This window comes from Enterococcus ratti (assembly GCF_001886195.1).
Classification (GTDB): Bacteria; Bacillota; Bacilli; order Lactobacillales; family Enterococcaceae; genus Enterococcus_B; species Enterococcus_B ratti.
In genome coordinates, this window is sequence record NZ_JXLB01000003.1 from 28,579 (window position 1) to 47,958 (window position 19,380).

General features: G+C 38.7%; 34 protein-coding genes. All 34 read right to left on the minus strand.

All coding sequences use genetic code 11. From position 1 onward, the window contains the following. Positions 1 to 198 precede the first annotated feature (198 nt). Positions 199 to 579, minus strand: a complete 381-nt coding sequence (gene rplQ, locus RV14_RS01735; protein WP_071854630.1) for a 50S ribosomal protein L17 — start codon at positions 577 to 579, stop codon at positions 199 to 201. A 27-nt stretch (positions 580 to 606) separates the two neighbouring features. Further along, on the minus strand, positions 607 to 1,545 hold the full coding sequence (locus tag RV14_RS01740) for a DNA-directed RNA polymerase subunit alpha (RefSeq protein ID WP_005880735.1): 939 nt from the start codon (positions 1,543 to 1,545) through the stop codon (positions 607 to 609). A gap of 79 nt (positions 1,546 to 1,624) precedes the next feature. Next, the gene (rpsK, locus tag RV14_RS01745; RefSeq protein WP_002288714.1) at positions 1,625 to 2,014 is read right to left on the minus strand and encodes a 30S ribosomal protein S11; all 390 of its coding nucleotides are present in this window, start codon (positions 2,012 to 2,014) and stop codon (positions 1,625 to 1,627) included. 27 nt (positions 2,015 to 2,041) lie between these two features. Next, positions 2,042 to 2,407 (minus strand): 30S ribosomal protein S13, encoded by a 366-nt coding sequence (rpsM, locus tag RV14_RS01750; RefSeq protein ID WP_010734451.1) that lies wholly within the window; start codon positions 2,405 to 2,407, stop codon positions 2,042 to 2,044. A 17-nt stretch (positions 2,408 to 2,424) separates the two neighbouring features. Continuing rightward, the gene (gene rpmJ / locus RV14_RS01755) at positions 2,425 to 2,541 is read right to left on the minus strand and encodes a 50S ribosomal protein L36 (protein WP_002288710.1); all 117 of its coding nucleotides are present in this window, start codon (positions 2,539 to 2,541) and stop codon (positions 2,425 to 2,427) included. Positions 2,542 to 2,573: 32 nt separating this feature from the next. After that, a complete protein-coding gene (infA, locus tag RV14_RS01760; protein ID WP_002288695.1) occupies positions 2,574 to 2,792 on the minus strand; it encodes a translation initiation factor IF-1 in 219 nt (72 codons plus the stop codon). A gap of 191 nt (positions 2,793 to 2,983) precedes the next feature. Further along, the gene (locus tag RV14_RS01765) at positions 2,984 to 3,631 is read right to left on the minus strand and encodes an adenylate kinase (protein ID WP_071854631.1); all 648 of its coding nucleotides are present in this window, start codon (positions 3,629 to 3,631) and stop codon (positions 2,984 to 2,986) included. 59 nt (positions 3,632 to 3,690) lie between these two features. After that, positions 3,691 to 4,986: a preprotein translocase subunit SecY gene (gene secY, locus RV14_RS01770; RefSeq protein ID WP_071854632.1), complete on the minus strand. Its 1,296-nt coding sequence runs from the start codon at positions 4,984 to 4,986 to the stop codon at positions 3,691 to 3,693. Continuing rightward, complete coding sequence (rplO, locus tag RV14_RS01775) at positions 4,986 to 5,426, minus strand: 50S ribosomal protein L15 (RefSeq protein WP_071854633.1); 441 nt, start codon at positions 5,424 to 5,426, stop codon at positions 4,986 to 4,988. Before rplO ends, secY begins: the two co-directional genes overlap by 1 nt. 53 nt (positions 5,427 to 5,479) lie before the next feature. Next, positions 5,480 to 5,659: a 50S ribosomal protein L30 gene (rpmD, locus tag RV14_RS01780; RefSeq protein WP_071854634.1), complete on the minus strand. Its 180-nt coding sequence runs from the start codon at positions 5,657 to 5,659 to the stop codon at positions 5,480 to 5,482. Between the two features lie 14 nt (positions 5,660 to 5,673). After that, positions 5,674 to 6,174 carry a 30S ribosomal protein S5 gene (gene rpsE, locus RV14_RS01785; RefSeq protein WP_071854635.1) on the minus strand — a complete coding sequence of 167 codons (501 nt, stop codon included), beginning with the start codon at positions 6,172 to 6,174 and terminating at the stop codon, positions 5,674 to 5,676. 20 nt (positions 6,175 to 6,194) lie between these two features. Further along, positions 6,195 to 6,551: a 50S ribosomal protein L18 gene (gene rplR, locus RV14_RS01790; RefSeq protein WP_084650230.1), complete on the minus strand. Its 357-nt coding sequence runs from the start codon at positions 6,549 to 6,551 to the stop codon at positions 6,195 to 6,197. Between the two features lie 161 nt (positions 6,552 to 6,712). Beyond that, positions 6,713 to 7,249 (minus strand): 50S ribosomal protein L6, encoded by a 537-nt coding sequence (rplF, locus tag RV14_RS01795; protein WP_071854637.1) that lies wholly within the window; start codon positions 7,247 to 7,249, stop codon positions 6,713 to 6,715. A gap of 31 nt (positions 7,250 to 7,280) precedes the next feature. Next, on the minus strand, positions 7,281 to 7,679 hold the full coding sequence (gene rpsH / locus RV14_RS01800) for a 30S ribosomal protein S8 (RefSeq protein WP_071854638.1): 399 nt from the start codon (positions 7,677 to 7,679) through the stop codon (positions 7,281 to 7,283). Positions 7,680 to 7,715: 36 nt separating this feature from the next. Then, positions 7,716 to 7,901: a type Z 30S ribosomal protein S14 gene (locus tag RV14_RS01805; protein ID WP_071854639.1), complete on the minus strand. Its 186-nt coding sequence runs from the start codon at positions 7,899 to 7,901 to the stop codon at positions 7,716 to 7,718. Between the two features lie 18 nt (positions 7,902 to 7,919). Then, positions 7,920 to 8,459, minus strand: coding sequence for a 50S ribosomal protein L5 (gene rplE, locus RV14_RS01810; protein ID WP_034689410.1), 540 nt, complete (start codon positions 8,457 to 8,459; stop codon positions 7,920 to 7,922). 28 nt (positions 8,460 to 8,487) lie between these two features. Next, the gene (rplX, locus tag RV14_RS01815) at positions 8,488 to 8,796 is read right to left on the minus strand and encodes a 50S ribosomal protein L24 (protein WP_071854640.1); all 309 of its coding nucleotides are present in this window, start codon (positions 8,794 to 8,796) and stop codon (positions 8,488 to 8,490) included. A 36-nt stretch (positions 8,797 to 8,832) separates the two neighbouring features. Beyond that, complete coding sequence (rplN, locus tag RV14_RS01820) at positions 8,833 to 9,201, minus strand: 50S ribosomal protein L14 (protein ID WP_002288669.1); 369 nt, start codon at positions 9,199 to 9,201, stop codon at positions 8,833 to 8,835. A gap of 57 nt (positions 9,202 to 9,258) precedes the next feature. After that, positions 9,259 to 9,525, minus strand: coding sequence for a 30S ribosomal protein S17 (gene rpsQ / locus RV14_RS01825; protein WP_010720444.1), 267 nt, complete (start codon positions 9,523 to 9,525; stop codon positions 9,259 to 9,261). A 24-nt stretch (positions 9,526 to 9,549) separates the two neighbouring features. Beyond that, positions 9,550 to 9,738, minus strand: a complete 189-nt coding sequence (gene rpmC, locus RV14_RS01830) for a 50S ribosomal protein L29 (RefSeq protein ID WP_002288664.1) — start codon at positions 9,736 to 9,738, stop codon at positions 9,550 to 9,552. Then, entirely contained in the window at positions 9,728 to 10,162 is a 435-nt protein-coding gene (gene rplP, locus RV14_RS01835) for a 50S ribosomal protein L16 (RefSeq protein ID WP_010720445.1), read from the minus strand. Before rplP ends, rpmC begins: the two co-directional genes overlap by 11 nt. Positions 10,163 to 10,164: 2 nt before the next feature. Continuing rightward, complete coding sequence (gene rpsC / locus RV14_RS01840) at positions 10,165 to 10,821, minus strand: 30S ribosomal protein S3 (RefSeq protein ID WP_071854641.1); 657 nt, start codon at positions 10,819 to 10,821, stop codon at positions 10,165 to 10,167. A gap of 13 nt (positions 10,822 to 10,834) precedes the next feature. Continuing rightward, complete coding sequence (gene rplV, locus RV14_RS01845; protein WP_071854642.1) at positions 10,835 to 11,182, minus strand: 50S ribosomal protein L22; 348 nt, start codon at positions 11,180 to 11,182, stop codon at positions 10,835 to 10,837. Positions 11,183 to 11,204: 22 nt separating this feature from the next. Then, positions 11,205 to 11,483: a 30S ribosomal protein S19 gene (gene rpsS / locus RV14_RS01850; RefSeq protein ID WP_016623862.1), complete on the minus strand. Its 279-nt coding sequence runs from the start codon at positions 11,481 to 11,483 to the stop codon at positions 11,205 to 11,207. Positions 11,484 to 11,525: 42 nt separating this feature from the next. Further along, a complete protein-coding gene (gene rplB, locus RV14_RS01855; protein WP_071854643.1) occupies positions 11,526 to 12,359 on the minus strand; it encodes a 50S ribosomal protein L2 in 834 nt (277 codons plus the stop codon). 40 nt (positions 12,360 to 12,399) lie between these two features. Then, on the minus strand, positions 12,400 to 12,690 hold the full coding sequence (gene rplW / locus RV14_RS01860) for a 50S ribosomal protein L23 (RefSeq protein WP_002290449.1): 291 nt from the start codon (positions 12,688 to 12,690) through the stop codon (positions 12,400 to 12,402). Further along, a complete protein-coding gene (gene rplD / locus RV14_RS01865; protein ID WP_071854644.1) occupies positions 12,690 to 13,313 on the minus strand; it encodes a 50S ribosomal protein L4 in 624 nt (207 codons plus the stop codon). The genes rplW and rplD overlap by 1 nt, the downstream gene beginning before the upstream one ends. A gap of 27 nt (positions 13,314 to 13,340) precedes the next feature. After that, positions 13,341 to 13,970: a 50S ribosomal protein L3 gene (gene rplC, locus RV14_RS01870; protein ID WP_084650232.1), complete on the minus strand. Its 630-nt coding sequence runs from the start codon at positions 13,968 to 13,970 to the stop codon at positions 13,341 to 13,343. Positions 13,971 to 14,000: 30 nt separating this feature from the next. After that, a complete protein-coding gene (rpsJ, locus tag RV14_RS11970) occupies positions 14,001 to 14,309 on the minus strand; it encodes a 30S ribosomal protein S10 (protein ID WP_143139719.1) in 309 nt (102 codons plus the stop codon). A gap of 578 nt (positions 14,310 to 14,887) precedes the next feature. Further along, a complete protein-coding gene (locus tag RV14_RS12965) occupies positions 14,888 to 15,010 on the minus strand; it encodes a class II fructose-bisphosphate aldolase (RefSeq protein ID WP_217265344.1) in 123 nt (40 codons plus the stop codon). A 27-nt stretch (positions 15,011 to 15,037) separates the two neighbouring features. Beyond that, positions 15,038 to 15,217, minus strand: coding sequence for a hypothetical protein (locus RV14_RS01880; protein ID WP_071854645.1), 180 nt, complete (start codon positions 15,215 to 15,217; stop codon positions 15,038 to 15,040). A gap of 175 nt (positions 15,218 to 15,392) precedes the next feature. Continuing rightward, entirely contained in the window at positions 15,393 to 16,580 is a 1,188-nt protein-coding gene (tuf, locus tag RV14_RS01885) for an elongation factor Tu (protein WP_071854646.1), read from the minus strand. 162 nt (positions 16,581 to 16,742) lie between these two features. Continuing rightward, on the minus strand, positions 16,743 to 18,827 hold the full coding sequence (gene fusA, locus RV14_RS01890; RefSeq protein WP_071854647.1) for an elongation factor G: 2,085 nt from the start codon (positions 18,825 to 18,827) through the stop codon (positions 16,743 to 16,745). Positions 18,828 to 18,905: 78 nt separating this feature from the next. Further along, positions 18,906 to 19,376 carry a 30S ribosomal protein S7 gene (rpsG, locus tag RV14_RS01895; protein ID WP_071854648.1) on the minus strand — a complete coding sequence of 157 codons (471 nt, stop codon included), beginning with the start codon at positions 19,374 to 19,376 and terminating at the stop codon, positions 18,906 to 18,908. Positions 19,377 to 19,380: the final 4 nt, after the last annotated feature.

Here is a 19,380-nt window from a genome sequence, read left to right on the forward strand (position 1 = left end):
AATTAAAGTGTTTTTTTACATCTTCAACATCATGTCAAGACAGTTAGTTGAAAGTACAAAAAAACACTTTATGATGAGTGCATGCTCCTCAAATTTTTCAATTTAAGGAGCAGTGCTGAGCTAGACTCGGAAGAGTTAACTTCCAACATCATAACACTCTAAATGAATCATCTATAAAGTGATGTTATTAGTGTGATTTTAGACAAGTTCTAAGACGACCATTGGTGCACCATCACCGCGTCTTGGTTCTGTCTTTAAGATACGTGTGTAGCCACCTTGACGTTTTGCATAACGAGGTGCAATATCATTAAATAGTTTTTGTAAAGCTGATTCAATGATGATATCCTCATTTTCTTCACGCACGCTAGCTACTTCATTACGTACGAAAGCCGCAGCTTGACGACGTGCATGTAAATCTCCACGTTTACCTAAAGTGATCATTTTTTCTGCAGTTGAACGAACTTCTTTCGCACGAGCTTCAGTCGTCACAATACGCTCGTTAATTAATAAGTCAGTTGTTAAATCACGCAACATCGCTTTACGTTGACTAGATGTGCGTCCTAGTTTACGATAACTCACGTTGGTTTCCCTCCTTCGTAAAAGGTTTTAATCTTCTTTACGTAAACCTAAACCCAAGTCGTGTAATTTTGCTTTCACTTCTTCTAATGATTTGCGTCCTAAATTACGGACTTTGATCATTTCTGGCTCAGATTTATTCGTAAGTTCTTGTACAGTATTAATACCTGCACGTTTCAAACAATTGTAAGAGCGAACAGATAAATCTAATTCTTCAATCGTCATTTCTAGCATTTTTTCTTTTTGTGTTTCTTCTTTTTCAACCATGATTTCTGCATTTTTTGCTTCATCTGTTAAATTAACAAAGATATCTAAATGTTCCGTCATGATTTTTGCAGATAAACTCATTGCTTCTAACGGTTCAATTGAACCATCTGTCCAAATTTCCATCGTCAATTTATCAAAATCTTCACGGTGACCAACACGAGTGTTTTCTACTTGATAGTTGACACGACGAACTGGCGTGTAGATTGAATCGACTGGAAGTACACCGATGGGCATATCTTCTTTTTTATTTTCATCTGCTTGAACATATCCACGTCCTGGTTTTACAGTTAAGCGCGCGTGAAACGTAGCTCCTTCAGAGACACTACAGATGTACATATCTTTGTTAAGAATTTCTACTTCACTATCAACGATAATATCGCCAGCAGTTACTGTAGCAGGTCCGGTAATATCGATTTCAAGGGTTTTTTCTTCTTGACCATACATTTTCAGTGCTAAGCCCTTAATGTTCAAGATGATTTGAGTGACGTCTTCTCTTACACCTTTGATGGTAGAGAATTCATGCAATACACCATCGATTTGAATATTAGTGATGGCAGCACCCGGCAAAGAAGATAATAAAATACGACGTAGGGAATTTCCCAAAGTAGTCCCATACCCTCTTTCAAGAGGTTCAACGATGAACTTGCCATAATCTTTTTCTTCATCAATTTTTGCGATTCTTGGTTTTTCGAATTCAATCATTCTTATCTTTACCCCTTTCAAAACGAAAAGTGTCTTGTTCAATGACGTTACTAATAGAACTCACAATGAGCGGCACTCATTAAACACGACGGCGTTTTGGAGGGCGGGCACCATTATGAGGAACTGGGGTCACGTCACGAATTGCAGTCACTTCTAAACCTGTAGCTTGTAATGAACGAATTGCTGCTTCACGTCCAGAACCGGGTCCTTTAACTGTTACTTCAACAGTCTTTAATCCGTGTTCCATTGCTGCTTTTGTAGCTGTTTCTGCTGCCATTTGAGCGGCAAAAGGAGTTGATTTTTTGCTTCCTTTAAAGCCTAATGAACCAGCTGATGACCACGCTAATGCGTTCCCGTGAGTATCAGTGATCATGATGATAGTGTTGTTAAATGTAGAATGGATATGTGCAATCCCTGCTTCTATATTCTTTTTCACACGGCGTTTACGATTCACTTTTTTTGCTGCCATGAAGTTTTAACCTCCTTCACTTAAGAATTATTTTTTCTTTCCAGCGATAGCGCGAGCTGGACCTTTACGAGTACGTGCATTGTTTTTCGTGTTTTGTCCACGAACAGGCAATCCACGACGGTGACGAATCCCACGGTATGAACCAATTTCCATCAAACGTTTGATGTTCAAGTTCACTTCACGACGAAGGTCACCTTCCACTTTTAACTTATCTACTTCTGCGCGGATCGCATCTGTTTGTTCATTCGTTAATTCACGAACACGAACATCTTCAGATACACCAGCATTTGCTAAGATTTGTTTTGCAGTAGTATTACCAATACCATAAATATAAGTAAGAGAAACTACTACACGTTTATCACGAGGAATATCTACTCCTGCAATACGAGCCATATTTATTGCACCTCCAATTATCCTTGACGTTGTTTATGTTTTGGATTTGCTGGGCAAATCACCATAACGCGTCCTTTACGACGAATTACTTTACAATGCTCACACATTGGTTTTACTGATGGTCTTACTTTCATGATAATACCTCCTGTAGTTTTACGGAGTACAATTATTTAAAGCGATAAGTAATACGGCCACGGTTTAAATCATACGGAGACAATTCAACCGTTACTTTGTCCCCAGGTAAGATACGAATATAGTGCATACGAATTTTACCTGAAACAGTAGCAAGAACTTGGTGTCCGTTTTCTAGTTCAACTTTAAACATTGCATTCGGCAAAGTTTCGACGACTGTACCTTCGACTTCAATCATATCTTCTTTTGCCACGCACAGTACCTCCTTGTACTTGTTTCGCATTTTCACACGATAAAATGGCGGAAACTGCAGTTCCCACCTCAAAATTCTCAAAATGGATTATCTAGAGGATTTCTCTAGAAGTCGGACTGACATATTCTATCATAATTTATTGAACTTGACAAGAGTAACTGCTTAATGCAAGTCGGCTACGGGCAATCGTGCTATTTTTCAATGATTTTTTTGACATCAGTAAATACAGCATCGATTTCACGATCCCCATCGATAGTGTTTAGTAAACCTTGTTTTTTATAATAAGCTAAGATTGGTTCACTCTTTTTGATGTTGATAGCCAGACGATTTTTAACCGTCTCAGGTTTATCATCTTCTCTTTGATAGAATTCATGCCCACCACAACGATCGCATGTATCTTTAACTTTTGTAGGGTTAAAAATTTTATGATACGTTGCACCACAATTGCTGCAGATGAATCGACCAGCTAAGCGTTCAACCAACACGTTTTCGCTCACATGAATATCGATGACTGCATCAATTTTTTTGTTTAACTCTTTTAACATTGCATCTAGCGCTTGTGCTTGCTCAAGTGTACGTGGAAAGCCATCTAATAAGAAACCTTTCTTTGTATCCGGTTCAGCTAAACGCTCTTTCACGATTCCATTTGTTACTTCATCAGGAACCAACTCACCTTTATCAATATAAGACTTTGCTTCCAAACCAAGAGTTGTTTCATTTTGCATTGCGGAACGAAACATGTCTCCTGTTGAGATATGAGGAACATGATAAGCATCAATGATCTTTTCTGCTTGTGTTCCTTTCCCTGCGCCTGGCAGCCCCATTAAAATGAGGTTCATTGTTTTCCCTCCCAATAAATGTGAAAACAGGTGTTGAGGAAAAACCTCAACACGCTTTCTTACTCAATAAATCCAACGTACTTACGTTTTAACATTAAGCCTTCTAACTGTTTAGCAGTTTCTAATGCAACGCCGATAATGATTAACAAGCTAGTACCACCCAATCCTATTGATTGAGGCAAGCTCCAAACCATTTGTGCAATGATCGGTAACAAAGCTACTAAACCTAGGAAAATCGCACCAACTGTACTTAAACGCATCAATAAACTTGAAACATACTCTTCCGTTCCTTTACCAGGACGTACACTTGGTATATAGCTTCCTTGCTTTTGCAAATTTTCCGCTAACTTCTCAGGGTTTACTTGAACAAACGCATAGAAGAATGTAAATGCTACGATCAGTACGGTATAAATCGTTGCACCAGGCACCGTATTATAATTAAAAATCTGCATCATTATTTTATACCAGTTTTCAGCTCCAAATTTTCCGCTCAATGCCTGTAAAACAGCATTAGGTGTTGCAATAAACGAACTTGCAAAGATAACAGGAATAACCCCCGCTGCATTTACTTTCAACGGCAAATAACTGCTTGTTGGCGCACCTACTACACGCTTCGTGTATTGAATTGGTATTTTACGTTCTGCTTGTTGGAAAAATGTAACACACGTAACAATTACTAAAATTGCAACGATCAAGATAGCAATGAAAATTGCAGATTTCCAGATATTGGAAGGATCAATATTTACAAAATAATCTTCATAAATTTCTTTGACGCTTTCCGGAAGTCTAGAAATGATCCCCGCAAAAATAATCATGGACACGCCGTTACCGATTCCTTTTTCTGTAATTTGCTCTCCTAACCACGTAACAAACATTGTACCAGCAGTCAAAATTAAACCGATAGTAACATAAGTTGAAACGTTAGGATTTTTTACAAAACCTAACTGAGCATATTGGTTAAATCCAGCTGTAATACCCACAGATTGAATAAATGCCAATACTAGAGTTAGATATCTCGTTGCTTGATTTAATTTTTTACGACCAACTTCTCCTTGTTTTGACCATTCAACAAAACGTGGAACAATATCCATTTGTAACAATTGAATAACAATAGAAGCTGTAATGTAAGGCGAAACCCCCATTGAAAAGACAGAAAAGTTTTGCATCGCACTACCACTTACCAAATTCAACATGTTGAAAAACGGCAAAGAAGAAAGATTTTGTAAGGAACTAGCATTTACACCCGGCACCGTAATATGTGCGCCGAGACGAAATACAAATAAAACAAATATCGTAAATAAGATTTTTGATCTAATGTCCTTTACTTTAAAAGCGTCTTTTAATAGTTTAAACATTAGATCACCTCAACTGATCCACCAGCAGCTACAATTGCTTCTTCAGCTGCTTTCGAGAATTTTGCGGCTTTCACAGTTAATTTCTTAGTCAATTCACCGTTAGCTAATACTTTGATTCCAGCCTTTTCATTTTTTACAATTCCAGCTTCAACTAAAGCAACAGGAGTTACTTCAGCACCATCTTCAAAGCGATTTAAAACATCTAGGTTGATGACTGCATATTCTTTGCGATTTACATTAGTAAATCCTCGTTTTGGTAAACGACGGAACAATGGAGTTTGACCTCCTTCGAATCCTAAACGTACACCACCGCCTGAGCGAGCTTTTTGTCCCTTTTGTCCGCGTCCAGCAGTTTTTCCGTTACCAGAAGAAGTACCACGTCCAACACGATTACGTACGTGACGTGAGCCTTCAGCAGGTTTTAATTCATGAAGTTTCATAGGTTTGGCACCTCCTTAATATTCTAGTTCTGAGTTTCCATTCGTTTATTTGATTAAATTTCTTCAACGTCCACTAGATGAGAAACAGTATTGATCATTCCTTTAATTGCTTCATTAGCAGGCTTAACCACTGAACTGTTCACTTTTTTTAAACCTAACGCTTTTACTGTATCACGTTGGTTTTGAGGACGTCCGATAATACTGCGTTTCAAAGTAACTTTTAATTCAGTCATTACTTTTGTCCTCCTTATCCGATTAATTCTTCTACTGATTTTCCGCGAAGTTGAGCAACTTCTTCTGCACGTTTTAATTGTTTTAATCCTTCAACTGTTGCACGAACAACGTTGATTGGTGTGTTTGAGCCTAAAGATTTAGAAGTAATATCAGCCACTCCTGCTAATTCTAACACGGCACGAACTGGTCCACCTGCAGCAACCCCAGAACCTTCAACAGCAGGTTTCATTAGGATTCTACCACCACTAAAAGCACCAATCACTTCGTGTGGGATCGTTGAACCAACCATAGGTACTTCAATTAAGTTTTTCTTCGCGTCTTCAATTGCTTTACGGATTGCTTCAGGCACTTCTTGCGCTTTACCAGTACCGAATCCTACATGTCCATTTTTGTCACCGACAACCACTAAAGCAGCAAAACGTAGACGACGTCCACCTTTAACAACTTTTGTTACACGGTTAATCGCAACAACGCGGTCTTCTAATTCCAAATGTTTTGGATCAATATAAACCATGAATGGTATTCCTCCTTTTCCTAAAATTCTAGTCCATTTTCACGAGCAGCTTCAGCTAAAGCTTGCACACGGCCATGGTAAAGGTACCCACCACGGTCAAAGACTACTACTTTAATATCTTTTTCAATTGCTCGTTCAGCAATTAATTTACCGACAGCTTGTGCTGCTTCCGTTTTTGTTCCACCTGAAATTTCTTTATCCAAGGTAGAGGCACTTGCTAGCGTTACACCCGCTACGTCATCAATAATTTGAGCGTAGATGTTTTTATTAGAACGAAAAACGTTCAAGCGTGGGCGCTCAGCAGCACCAGAGATAGCGTTACGTACACGACGATGTCTTTTCTGACGTGTTTTGTTCTTATCTGGTTTTGTAATCACAATTGTCACCTCTTTATTTTTATTATACTGCTTTTAAGCAATAACAGAAAAGTTTCGAAAAATAGAAGCTGCGATACAAGTCAAATTTCCTTTGAATGAAGAAACTCTTCTGCAAAATCCTTTTTTCCTGCTGCTGGCTTCTATGAAATTTTTCTAAACGATTATTTACCAGTTTTACCTTCTTTACGGCGTACAAATTCACCAACATAGCGAATTCCTTTACCTTTATAAGGTTCTGGTGGACGAGTTCCACGAATATTCGCAGCTAATTCACCAACTTCTTCTTTGTTTGCACCTTTAACAATTACTTGCGTATTTGTCGGTACTTCAACAGTTATACCAGCTGGTGGTGTGATTTCAACTGGATGGGAATAACCAACGTTCAATACAAGTTTTGATCCTTGTAATTGCGCACGGTATCCAACCCCAATCAATTCTAATGCTTTTTGGAATCCTTCGCTAACACCTACAACCATGTTGTTGAAGTTTGCACGAGTAGTTCCATGAATTGTTTTCATTTCTTTACTGTCATTAGGACGAGTGAATGTCACTTCGTTTCCTTCGATATTCATTTTAATATCAGAAGAAAAAGCACGTGTTAATTCCCCTTTTGGTCCTTTAACTGTAATATTGCTCCCTTCTTGAGTAACCGTTACTCCTTCAGGAATCACAACAACTTTATTTCCAATACGGCTCACTTAAAGACACCTCCTTGTAGATTCTAGTTGATTACCATACGTAAGCGATAACTTCGCCGCCAATGTTTTTTTCACGAGCTTCTTTATCAGTGAGAACACCTTCAGAAGTTGAAATAATCGCAATACCTAAACCATTCAATACTTTCGGTACTTCATCAGCTTTGACATAAGCACGCAAACCTGGTTTAGAGATACGTTTTAAGTTAGTAATAACGCGTTCGCCGTTTTTACCAAATTTTAGAAAAACACGAATCACGCCTTGTTTGTCATCTTCGATGTATTCAACATCACGAACGAAACCTTCACGTTTTAAGATTTCAGCGATGTCACGTTTCATTTTTGATGCAGGAACTTCTAAAGACTCATGTTTAACCATATTTGCGTTACGGATACGAGTTAGAAAATCTGCAATTGGATCTGTCATGACCATTGATCTTTTACCTCCTTCTTATGCGGATTTACTTTTTTACCAGCTAGCTTTCTTCACGCCGGGAATTTGACCTTTATAGGCAAGTTCGCGGAAGCAAATACGGCAAAGATGGAACTTACGATAAACTGAATGTGGACGTCCACAACGTTCGCAACGAGTATATGCTTGTGTTGAATATTTTGCAGGACGTTTATTTTTAGCAATCATTGATTTTTTAGCCACGTAGTTCGCCTCCTTTAATTATTTTTGGAATGGCATGCCTAATTGTGTCAACAACTCGCGAGATTCTTCATCTGTGTTTGCTGTCGTTACAATAACGATGTCCATACCACGTACTTTATCTACTAAATCATAATCTACTTCTGGGAAGATTAATTGTTCTTTAATACCTAAAGTATAGTTTCCGCGACCGTCAAAGGCTTTTTTACTTACACCATGGAAGTCACGTACACGTGGAAGAGAAACTGAAACCAATTTATCTAAGAACTCATACATTCTTTCTCCGCGCAAAGTAACTTTTGCACCAATTGGCATTCCTTCACGTAAACGGAATCCAGCGATTGATTTTTTAGCTTTTGTAATCATTGGTTTTTGACCAGTAATTAAAGTTAATTCTTCAACTGCTTTATCTAAGTTTTTCGCGTTTGATACCGCATCACCAACACCCATGTTGATGACAATTTTTTCAACTTTAGGCGTTTGCATCACAGAGCTGTAGTTAAATTTTTCCATCAATGATGGAGTCACTTCTTTAAGATATTTTTCTTTTAGGCGGTTCATTCAGTAAGACCCTCCTTCCTTAAACTTATTATTTATCTAAAACTTCACCGGTTTTTTTAGAAACACGGACTTTTTTGCCGTCTACTTCTTTATAGCCAACACGGCTAGCTACGCCAGTAGAGTCAATCACCATTACATTAGAAACATGAATTGGCGCTTCCATCTCAACAATTCCACCTTGAGGAGCAGCTTGAGAAGGTTTTTGGTGTTTTTTAACGACATTCACACCTTCGACAATAATTTTATCTTTTTTAGGAAACGCTGCTAATACAACGCCTTCTTTATTTTTGTCTTTTCCACAGATAACTTTAACTTTATCGCCTTTTTTAACAAACATAACTGTTTCGCACCTCCTTTGATAAGTGTCTCAAGATTATAAAACTTCTGGTGCTAGTGAAACGATCTTCATGAAGTTGTTTTCACGTAATTCACGTGCAACTGGCCCAAAGATACGCGTTCCACGAGGGCTTTTATCATCACGAATAATCACCGCAGCATTTTCATCAAATTTAATATATGAACCGTCTGTACGACGAGCTCCTGATTTTGTTCGAACGATAACGGCCTTCACGACGTCACCTTTTTTGACAACCCCGCCTGGCGTTGCTTGTTTAACCGTAGCAACAATTACATCACCGATATTAGCAGTTTTACGACCAGATCCACCAAGGACTTTGATCGTCAAAATTTCACGCGCGCCTGAATTATCGGCGACTTTTAAACGACTTTCTGCTTGGATCACGTTGTGTATCCTCCTTTCAGATTTTGCATTCAATCTATATAGGAAAATCTCGTGTTATTAGATAATAACTGCTTCTTCGACTACTTCCAACAAACGGAAACGTTTTGTAGCTGATAATGGACGAGTTTCCATAATTTTCACGATGTCGCCAACTTTAGCTGTGTTGTTTTCATCATGCACTTTGTATTTCTTAGAATAGTTCATACGTTTGCCATAGATAGGGTGATTTTTCTTTGTTTCAACAGAAACAGTAATTGTTTTGTCCATTTTATCTGAAACCACACGACCTTGATAAACTTTGCGTTGATTTCTTTCTTCAGTCATACGCTTAATGGCCTCCTTCCATCATTACTTAGCTTGTTCACGCAATACAGTTTTGATGCGTGCAATCGATTTACGTACTTCTTTAATACGTGCAGTGTTTTCTAATTGACCTGTTGCTAATTGGAACCTAAGATTAAACAATTCTTCTTTTAATTGTTTTTCTTGATCAAGCATTTCGGCAGTGGTTAATTCTCTGATTTCTTTAACCTTCATTCGATTCACCACCCATTTCCTCGCGTTTTACGATCTTTGTTTTCATTGGTAATTTGTGAGAAGCAAGACGCAACGCTTCACGAGCCACTTCTTCAGAAACGCCTGCAATTTCAAACATGATTTTACCACGCTTTACTGGTGCAACCCATCCTTCAGGTGCCCCTTTACCAGAACCCATACGTACCCCAATTGCTTTGGCAGTATAAGATTTGTGAGGGAAAATTTTAATCCATACTTTCCCACCACGTTTCATGTAACGAGTCATTGCGATACGAGCCGCTTCGATTTGACGGTTTGTGATCCAGTGAGAATCAACAGCTTGCAAACCGTATTCACCGAATGCTACTTCCTTACCGCCTTTAGCTTCCCCACGCATTTTCCCACGGAATTCACGACGGTGTTTTACGCGTTTAGGTACTAACATGATTATTTCCCTCCTTTCTCAGTGTTTTTTTTAGTTGGAAGAATTTCTCCACGATAGATCCACACTTTAACTCCTAGTTTTCCGTATGTTGTATCTGCTTCTTCCCATGCGTAATCAATATCTGCACGTAATGTATGAAGAGGAACAGTTCCTTCTGAGTATCCTTCTGAACGAGCAATATCTGCACCGTTTAAACGACCAGATACTTGAGTTTTGATTCCTTTAGCGCCAGCACGCATTGAACGTTGAATCGCTTGTTTTTGAGCGCGACGGAAAGCAACACGGTTTTCTAATTGACGTGCGATTCCTTCACCTACTAATTTTGCATCTAAATCTGGTTTTTTGATTTCCACGATGTTAATATGGATTCTTTTTCCAGTTAATTTGTTTAATTCTTTTCTTAGGCTTTCGACTTCAGATCCGCCTTTACCAATAACCATACCTGGTTTTGCTGTGTGAATTGAAATATTAACGCGGCCTGTAGCACGTTCGATTTCAATAGTTGATACAGCAGCATCAGCAAGTTTAGTTGAAATAAATTTACGGATTCTTAAATCTTCGTGTAAGAACTCGGCATACTCTTTTTCAGCATACCATTTTGCATCCCAATCACGGATGATGCCTACACGCATTCCAATTGGATGTACTTTTTGACCCACTGATTATCCCTCCTTATTTTTCTGATACGACTACCGTGATATGACTTGTACGTTTGTTGATTGGAGAAGCTGATCCTTTTGCACGTGGACGGAAACGTTTCATTGTTGGTCCTTCGTTAACAAATGCTTCAGAAACTACCAAGTTTTCAACATCTAAGTCAAAGTTATTTTCTGCATTTGCAACTGCTGACATCAATACTTTTTCAATGATTCCAGCAGCTTTATTTGGTGTGAATTTCAAGATCGAAATTGCATCCGCAACACTTTTACCTCTGATAAGGTCAATTACTAAACGGGCTTTTCGAGGTGAAGTGCGAACTGTTTTTGCAGTTGCTTTCGCTGATGTGATTTGTTCTGCCATTTGGTTTTATCCTCCCCTCAAATTAGCGTTTTGTTTTCTTATCATCTGCGGCATGGCCACGATAAGTTCTTGTTGGTGCAAATTCACCTAGTTTATGTCCTACCATATCTTCTTGGATATAAACTGGTACATGTTTACGTCCATCATAAACTGCAATGGTATATCCAACAAAACTTGGGAAAATGGTTGAACGACGAGACCAAGTTTTAATAACTTTTTTCTTTTCAACCCCTGCTTGAGCTTCAACTTTTTTCATTAAATGCTCATCAACGAAAGGTCCTTTCTTTAAACTACGACCCATGGTGAACCTCCTCTCAAAATGTGCGACACATGGTCAAAGTAATTATTTAGTTTTACGACGACGAACGATAAGTTTGTCTGATTGAGCTTTCTTGTTACGAGTTTTGTAACCAAGAGCTGGTTGTCCCCAAGGAGAAACTGGTGCTTTACGTCCGATAGGTGCTTTACCTTCGCCACCACCGTGTGGGTGATCATTAGGGTTCATTACACTACCACGTACAGTTGGGCGTTTACGCATCCAACGTGAGCGGCCAGCTTTACCGATGTTGATCAATTCATGTTGTTCGTTACCGACTGCTCCCACGGTTGCACGGCAAGAAGCTAAAATCATACGAACTTCACCAGAGTTTAAACGAATTAATACGTATTTCCCTTCTTTACCAAGTACTTGAGCACTTGTACCAGCAGAACGGATTAACTGTCCGCCTTTACCAGGTTTCATTTCAATGTTATGAATAACAGTACCAACTGGAATATTTTCTAAAGGAAGTGCATTTCCGATTTTGATATCCGCATCTGGTCCTGAAACAAGTTTCATACCAACTTGTAGTCCTTTTGGTGCTAAGATGTAAGCTTTTACTCCATCTTCATAGTGTACTAATGCGATATTAGCTGAACGGTTTGGATCATACTCGATCGTTTGAACAGTTGCAACAACGTTATCTTTGTTACGTTTAAAGTCAATCACGCGATATTGGCGTTTGTGTCCGCCGCCTTGATGACGTACTGTGATGCGACCGTTATTGTTACGTCCAGCATGATTTTTCAATGGTTGCAACAATGATTTTTCAGGCGTTGATGTTGTGATTTCAGCAAAATCAGAACCCGTCATGTTACGACGACCATTTGAGGTAGGTTTGTACTTTTTAATCGCCACGTTTTTCCCTCCTAATTTAATGAATTATCTAAATAAGTGCTTATTCAGCAGCTTCGAATAATTGAATTTCTTTTGAATCTTCTGTTAATGTAACGATCGCTTTGCGACGTTTTTTTGTATATCCTGCATATTTTCCCATACGTTTGAATTTCGCACGTACGTTCACAATGTTTACGTTTTTTACTTTTACGTCAAAAGCAGCTTCAACTGCTTGTTTGACTAAAGTTTTGTTCGCACGAGTATCCACTTCAAAAGTATATTTCTTGTCGTCCATGGCAAGCATTGATTTTTCAGTGATTACTGGGCGTTTGATTACGTCTAATAAGTTCATTATGCAAGCACCTCCTCAATTTGAGTAAGAGCAGTTTGTGTTGCTAACACTTTTGTATTTGAAACAACATCTAGAACACTCACATTATCAGAAGTCACTACTGTAACGTTTGGTAAGTTACGTGCAGATAAAGCAGCAAAGTCGTTACCAGTTTCCAAAACAACCAATACTTTAGAGTCAATAGATAAGTTAGCAAGAACTTGTTTAAATTCTTTTGTTTTTGGTGCATCAAAGCTTAATCCTTCAATTGCAACCAAATTATTTTCAGCAACTTTTTCTGACAATACAGATTTCATTGCTAAACGACGAACTTTTTTAGGAAGTTTGTAGCTATAAGAACGTGGTGTTGGTCCAAAAACTACGCCACCTCCACGCCATTGTGGTGAGCGGATTGATCCTTGACGAGCACGACCAGTTCCTTTTTGACGCCATGGTTTTCGTCCACCGCCTCGAACAGCACTACGATTTTTGACCGCATGTGTTCCTTGTCTTAATGACGCACGTTGCATAACGATTGCATCGTAAACAACACTTTCATTTGGTTCAATTCCGAAGATTTCTTCGTTAAGTGTGATTTCACCGTTTTGGCTTCCATCTTGTTTGAATAATGCTACATTCGGCATTCCTTAGTTCCTCCTTTCTTCCTACAATTATTTCGCTTTCACAGCTGATTTAATAGTAATTAATGATTTTTTCGCTCCAGGAACATTCCCTTTAATTAAGATAACATTTCTTTCTGCATCAACACGTACAATTTCCAAGTTTTGGATTGTTACGCGGTTGCCGCCCATGCGACCAGCAAGACGTTTATTTTTAAATACACGGTTAGGTGCAACTGGACCCATTGACCCCGGACGACGATGGTAGCGAGAACCGTGAGCCATTGGTCCGCGGCTTTGTCCATGGCGTTTGATAACCCCTTGGAATCCTTTACCTTTCGTAGTACCTGTTACATCAACAATGTCTCCTGCTTGGAAAACATCTACTGTAATTTCTTTTCCTACTTCATATTCTCCTAGCTCAACATTTTTGAATTCACGAATGAAGCGCTTAGGAGCCGTGTTTGCTTTTGCAACATGACCTTTCGCAGGTTTGTTTGATAAAACTTCACGCATATCTTGGTAACCAACTTGAATGGCTTCGTAGCCGTCCGTTTCCATTGTTTTTACTTGTAATACTACGTTTGGCGTAGCTTCTACAACAGTTACTGGAATTAATTCACCAGATTCAGTGAAGATTTGTGTCATTCCCACTTTTTTCCCTAAGATTCCTTTGGTCATGAGTACACCTCCATTAATTTTAATTTAATTTTATAATTTGATTTCGATGTTTACACCAGATGGTAAGTCTAGCTTCATCAAAGCATCAACAGTCTTTGGTGTTGGGTTCACAATGTCAATTAGACGTTTGTGTGTACGCATTTCAAATTGTTCGCGTGAATCTTTGTATTTATGAGTCGCACGAATAACTGTATAAAGATTGCGTTCAGTTGGTAATGGAATCGGACCTGATACGCTAGCTCCAGTTCTTTTTGCAGTTTCTACGATTTTATCCGCTGCTTGATCTAAAATACGATGTTCATACGCTTTTAAACGAATACGAATTTTTTGTTTTGCCATCTTGTTCCCTCCTTCGCCTATTTTAAAAAGTAGACATAGCTCCACGAAAATTTCCGTCACGCTCGTTCGTGGCAAAGCGTCCGGGCGTGTCGCAACCTCTCGCTTCTCAGCCGACGAAATCAACTTGACTACGTCTGTGCCATTTACATTTAGTAAACACACCTTTGTAAGTATAATATATCTAAATCTACAAATCAAGGCTTTTTCTTTGTAAATAATAATTTGTTTTCATCGTTTTTCATTTTCACTAAAATTCTCTTAATTTTCTCCTACTTGACACCCTCTAATCCATATTTTTCATTCGCACACATTTTGTGTTTGTTTATCTAATAAAGATTGCAGAACTATCATTGTTTCCCTTAACTTTACCACTTAGACTATTTTCTGCTAAAGATCTTCCCTTTTTTAACTCAATCCGTAACGCTAAGGTTGAGTATTTTCTTGTCAATATGTCTTTGCTCGTACAATAGAATGAAAAAGCACCATTTTTTGTCTCACAACTACTTTTGAGGGCTCCATACATTCAAATTAAAAGCATTGGGATGCCACAGTTCTGTAGACGTTAAAATTTCATAACATTATTTAGAATCTGAAGAAATATTGACTTTTTGAATTCCAATTTGTACAGCTTTTTTAATTTCTTCATCTGGATTATCTGAACCACCATATAAAATTAGAAAAGCGTTGTCTTTTTCTTTAATCTTTTCTAAAACATCATCTTAAGTGATTTAAACAACAAATAAAGTAAATTCATGTTTCTTCTTTCTAATAGCTCTTGATTTTTTGATCGTGCAATACACCTTTTTCGTAGAAACACGAGCAAATCTAGCTAGCTCTTGAACAGTGAAGGTCAATTCATATTTAACAAAGTATTTGATCATTTCTTTTTCTCTTTTATTTAGAGGCATTTATTCGACCTCCTTGTTTATACTACACGTATTTTTTGTTCTGTTCTTTGGATAACTTAAAACGATCGCAAAGTTAAATTTTAACTAAGAAAAAAAGTCTGAAATGAAGATTCTAAAGATCCTCATTTCAGACTTCAACGTCCGAATAAATGTAACTTTGTGAAGCTTAAATTAATTAAGCTTTGATTTCAGTAACGACGCCGGCACCAACCGTACGTCCACCTTCACGGATTGAGAATTTCGTTCCATTCTCGATAGCGATTGGGTGAATCAATTCAACTTCCATTGTTACGTTATCGCCAGGCATAACCATTTCAGTACCTTCTGGTAATTCAACAACACCTGTTACATCAGTTGTACGGAAGTAGAATTGTGGGCGATAGTTAGTAAAGAACGGTGTATGACGTCCACCTTCTTCTTTTGTTAATACATACACTTCAGCAGAGAATTTTGTATGTGGTGTAATTGTACCTGGTTTAGCTAAAACTTGCCCACGTTGAATATCTTCACGTGCAACACCACGCAACAACGCACCAATGTTGTCACCAGCTTCAGCATAATCTAATAATTTACGGAACATTTCAACACCAGTTACAGTCGTTTTAGCTGTTTCTTCTGCAATACCAACGATTTCAACTTCGTCACCAACACGAACTTGTCCACGTTCCACACGACCTGTAGCAACCGTACCACGTCCAGTAATTGAAAATACATCTTCCACTGGCATCATGAATGGTTTGTCGTTGTCACGTTCTGGAGTTGGAATATATTCGTCAACTGCAGCCATTAACTCAAGAATTTTTTCTTCATATGAAGCATCGCCTTCTAAAGCTTTCAAAGCCGAACCAGCAACTACAGGAACATCGTCGCCAGGGAATTCATATTCTGTCAATAAGTCACGAACTTCCATTTCAACTAATTCTAGTAATTCTTCATCGTCAACCATATCCACTTTGTTTAAGAATACAACAATGTAAGGAACACCAACTTGACGAGATAGTAGAATGTGTTCACGAGTTTGTGGCATAGGACCATCAGCAGCAGACACTACCAAGATCGCTCCGTCCATTTGAGCAGCACCAGTAATCATGTTTTTAACATAATCCGCGTGTCCTGGGCAGTCAACGTGCGCATAGTGACGAGTATCAGTTTCATATTCAACGTGAGCTGTTGAAATTGTGATTCCGCGTTCGCGTTCTTCTGGAGCACCATCAATTTGATCGTAAGCCATAGCTTGGCCGCCGTTTTTCTTAGATAATACCGTTGTAATTGCTGCTGTTAAAGTAGTTTTACCGTGGTCAACGTGTCCGATTGTACCAATGTTAACGTGTGGTTTAGAACGGTCAAATTTTTCTTTTGCCATTTTAAAAGTCCTCCTAAAAATACAATTTATTTTTCTGATAGGTATGTGGTAAACTTAGCGCCTAACTCATGCCCATATCATCGATAATTATTTTACACGAAACTATATTAAAAATATAGTCTCTTTGAATAATCTGTCATGCAGACTATCAGTTTTAAGAAATTATTCAGCTTTTCCGCCGTTTTTCTTAATGATTTCTTCTTGCACGGATTTAGGTACGTCTTCGTAGTGGTCAAAGACCATCATGAACGTACCACGTCCTTGCGTTGCAGAACGCAAAGTAGTTGCGTAACCAAACATTTCAGCTAATGGAACAATCGCATTAACGATTTGTGAATTTCCGTGTGCTTCCATGCCTTCAACGCGTCCGCGTCGGCTTGTTACATGTCCCATAATATCCCCTAAATAATCTTCTGGAACAGTAATCGTTACTTTCATCATTGGTTCTAAAATAACAGGACGTGCGTGTTTTGCAGCAGCTCGTAAAGCCATAGAAGCCGCCACACGGAAGGCTGTTTCATTTGAATCGACATCATGATAAGAACCATCATAAAGTTTTGCTTTGATGTCTACCAATGGGTAGCCAGCAAGTACTCCGTTATTCATAGATTCTTCTAACCCTTTTTCAACTGCTGGAATGTATTCGCGAGGAACTACTCCACCAACAATTGCATTTTCAAATTCAAAACCTTTACCTTCTTCATTTGGTGTAAATTCAATCCACACGTGTCCGTATTGTCCTTTACCACCAGATTGACGTACAAACTTTCCTTCAGCTTTTGTTGTTTCACGGAATGTTTCACGGTAAGAAACTTGTGGAGCACCCACATTCGCTTCAACTTTGAATTCACGTTTCATACGATCTACTAAAACGTCTAAGTGCAATTCACCCATACCAGAAATAACTGTTTCGCCCGTTTCAACGTTTGTTTCAACACGAAATGATGGGTCTTCTTCTGCAAGTTTTTGCAACGCAACGCCCATTTTATCTTGGTCTGCTTTTGATTTAGGCTCAACAGCAACTTGAATAACTGGTTCAGGAAACTCAATTGATTCAAGAATAACCGGTGCATCTAATGCACATAAGGTATCACCCGTCGTTGTATCTTTCAATCCCACAGCAGCAGCAATATCACCTGAATACACTTTGTCAATCTCTTGACGCGTATTGGCGTGCATCTGCAAAATACGTCCGATACGTTCTTTTTTGCCTTTAGAAGCATTCAATACATACGAACCACTCTCAAGGACACCAGAATAAACACGGAAGAACGTTAGACGACCTACAAATGGGTCAGTCATTACTTTAAAAGCTAGTGAAGCAAAAGGTGCTTCATCATCAGCCGGGCGTGTTGTTTCTTCATCAGTTTTCGTATCAATCCCTTTGATTGCTTCGATATCTACTGGCGAAGGCAAGTAATCAAGAACGGCATCCAACATTAATTGAACCCCTTTGTTCTTAAATGCAGAACCAGCTAAAACTGGGAAGAATTCAACATTGATCGTTGCGCGACGAATACCAGCAATCAATTCCTCTTGAGTGATTTCTTCACCTTCAAGATATTTCATCATTAGTTCTTCATCGGTTTCAGCAACCGCTTCAACTAATTTTTCACGCCATTCTTGTGCTTGTTCCAGATATTCTTCAGGAATCTCAGTTTCTTGAATATCTGTTCCTAAATCATTCGTATAGATTTCAGCTTTCATTTTAACCAAGTCAATGATACCAGTGAAGTTCTCTTCAGAACCAATCGGTAACTGAATTGGATGTGCATTTGCTTGCAAACGATCATGTAAAGTTTTTACTGAATACAAGAAATCTGCACCAATTTTATCCATTTTGTTACAGAATACGATACGAGGCACTCGGTATTCAGTTGCTTGACGCCAAACTGTTTCAGTTTGAGGTTCAACCCCTGACTGTGAGTCAAGTACAGTTACCGCACCATCCAATACACGTAAAGAACGCTGTACTTCAATCGTGAAGTCTACGTGTCCGGGTGTATCAATGATATTTACACGGTAACCTTTCCACTGCGCAGTAGTCGCAGCAGAGGTAATTGTGATACCACGTTCTTGTTCTTGTTCCATCCAGTCCATTTGTGAAGCTCCTTCATGGGTTTCACCAATTTTATGGATTTTACCGGTATAGTACAAGATACGCTCTGTCGTTGTCGTTTTACCTGCATCAACGTGAGCCATGATACCAATATTACGAGTTTTTTCTAGCGAAAATTCTCTTGCCATTTTCTTACTCCTCTCTTCATTTAAATCGATTGTAAATTGACTTTCTGCTGTTGTTTAAACCAACAGGCAGAGAGGATCTTACCAACGATAATGAGCAAATGCACGGTTAGCATCAGCCATTTTATGAGTGTCTTCACGTTTTTTAACAGAAGCACCAGTGTTATTTGCAGCATCCATGATTTCTTTTGCTAGACGTTCTTCCATTGTGTGTTCGCCGCGCAAACGAGCATAGCTTACCACCCAGCGAAGAGCTAAAGTTGTACGACGTTCAGGACGAACTTCAACTGGCACTTGATAGTTTGACCCCCCGACACGACGCGCTTTTACTTCAAGAACAGGCATCACATTTTTCATTGCTTGTTCAAACACTTCTAATGGATCATTACCTGTAGATTCTTTGATCAAATCAAAGGCGTTATAAATAATACTAGATGCAACACCGCGTTTTCCATCAACCATTACACGGTTGATTAAGCGAGTTACTAATTTTGAGTTATAAATAGGATCTGGTAAAACATCACGTTTTGCAACAGGACCTTTACGTGGCATCCGT

What these genes read in the sequence shown, in the direction of transcription:
- rpsQ (WP_010720444.1), bottom strand. Translation starts at nt 9,525, where the DNA reads ATGACTGAAGAAAGAAATCAACGCAAAGTTTATCAAGGTCGTGTGGTT.
- rpsJ (WP_143139719.1), bottom strand. Translation starts at nt 14,309, where the DNA reads ATGGCAAAACAAAAAATTCGTATTCGTTTAAAAGCGTATGAACATCGT.
- rpsK (WP_002288714.1), bottom strand. Translation starts at nt 2,014, where the DNA reads ATGGCAGCAAAAAAAGTGAATCGTAAACGCCGTGTGAAAAAGAATATA.
- RV14_RS01740 (WP_005880735.1), bottom strand. Translation starts at nt 1,545, where the DNA reads ATGATTGAATTCGAAAAACCAAGAATCGCAAAAATTGATGAAGAAAAA.
- rpmC (WP_002288664.1), bottom strand. Translation starts at nt 9,738, where the DNA reads ATGAAGGTTAAAGAAATCAGAGAATTAACCACTGCCGAAATGCTTGAT.
- rpsG (WP_071854648.1), bottom strand. Translation starts at nt 19,376, where the DNA reads ATGCCACGTAAAGGTCCTGTTGCAAAACGTGATGTTTTACCAGATCCT.
- rpsH (WP_071854638.1), bottom strand. Translation starts at nt 7,679, where the DNA reads ATGGTCATGACAGATCCAATTGCAGATTTTCTAACTCGTATCCGTAAC.
- tuf (WP_071854646.1), bottom strand. Translation starts at nt 16,580, where the DNA reads ATGGCAAAAGAAAAATTTGACCGTTCTAAACCACACGTTAACATTGGT.
- rpsS (WP_016623862.1), bottom strand. Translation starts at nt 11,483, where the DNA reads ATGGGTCGTAGTTTAAAGAAAGGACCTTTCGTTGATGAGCATTTAATG.
- rplX (WP_071854640.1), bottom strand. Translation starts at nt 8,796, where the DNA reads ATGTTTGTTAAAAAAGGCGATAAAGTTAAAGTTATCTGTGGAAAAGAC.
- rpsM (WP_010734451.1), bottom strand. Translation starts at nt 2,407, where the DNA reads ATGGCTCGTATTGCAGGAGTAGATATTCCTCGTGATAAACGTGTAGTA.
- rplW (WP_002290449.1), bottom strand. Translation starts at nt 12,690, where the DNA reads ATGAACTTATTAGACGTAATCAAACGCCCAGTAATCACTGAAAAATCA.
- fusA (WP_071854647.1), bottom strand. Translation starts at nt 18,827, where the DNA reads ATGGCAAGAGAATTTTCGCTAGAAAAAACTCGTAATATTGGTATCATG.
- secY (WP_071854632.1), bottom strand. Translation starts at nt 4,986, where the DNA reads ATGTTTAAACTATTAAAAGACGCTTTTAAAGTAAAGGACATTAGATCA.
- rplC (WP_084650232.1), bottom strand. Translation starts at nt 13,970, where the DNA reads ATGACCAAAGGAATCTTAGGGAAAAAAGTGGGAATGACACAAATCTTC.
- rplO (WP_071854633.1), bottom strand. Translation starts at nt 5,426, where the DNA reads ATGAAACTTCATGAATTAAAACCTGCTGAAGGCTCACGTCACGTACGT.
- rplP (WP_010720445.1), bottom strand. Translation starts at nt 10,162, where the DNA reads ATGTTAGTACCTAAACGCGTAAAACACCGTCGTGAATTCCGTGGGAAA.
- rplD (WP_071854644.1), bottom strand. Translation starts at nt 13,313, where the DNA reads ATGCCGAATGTAGCATTATTCAAACAAGATGGAAGCCAAAACGGTGAA.
- rplE (WP_034689410.1), bottom strand. Translation starts at nt 8,459, where the DNA reads ATGAACCGCCTAAAAGAAAAATATCTTAAAGAAGTGACTCCATCATTG.
- RV14_RS01880 (WP_071854645.1), bottom strand. Translation starts at nt 15,217, where the DNA reads ATGCCTCTAAATAAAAGAGAAAAAGAAATGATCAAATACTTTGTTAAA.
- RV14_RS01765 (WP_071854631.1), bottom strand. Translation starts at nt 3,631, where the DNA reads ATGAACCTCATTTTAATGGGGCTGCCAGGCGCAGGGAAAGGAACACAA.
- rplV (WP_071854642.1), bottom strand. Translation starts at nt 11,182, where the DNA reads ATGGCAGAACAAATCACATCAGCGAAAGCAACTGCAAAAACAGTTCGC.
- rpsE (WP_071854635.1), bottom strand. Translation starts at nt 6,174, where the DNA reads ATGGTTTATATTGATCCAAAACATTTGGAATTAGAAGACCGCGTTGTT.
- rpmD (WP_071854634.1), bottom strand. Translation starts at nt 5,659, where the DNA reads ATGACTGAATTAAAAGTTACTTTGAAACGCAGTATTATCGGACGTCCT.
- rpmJ (WP_002288710.1), bottom strand. Translation starts at nt 2,541, where the DNA reads ATGAAAGTAAGACCATCAGTAAAACCAATGTGTGAGCATTGTAAAGTA.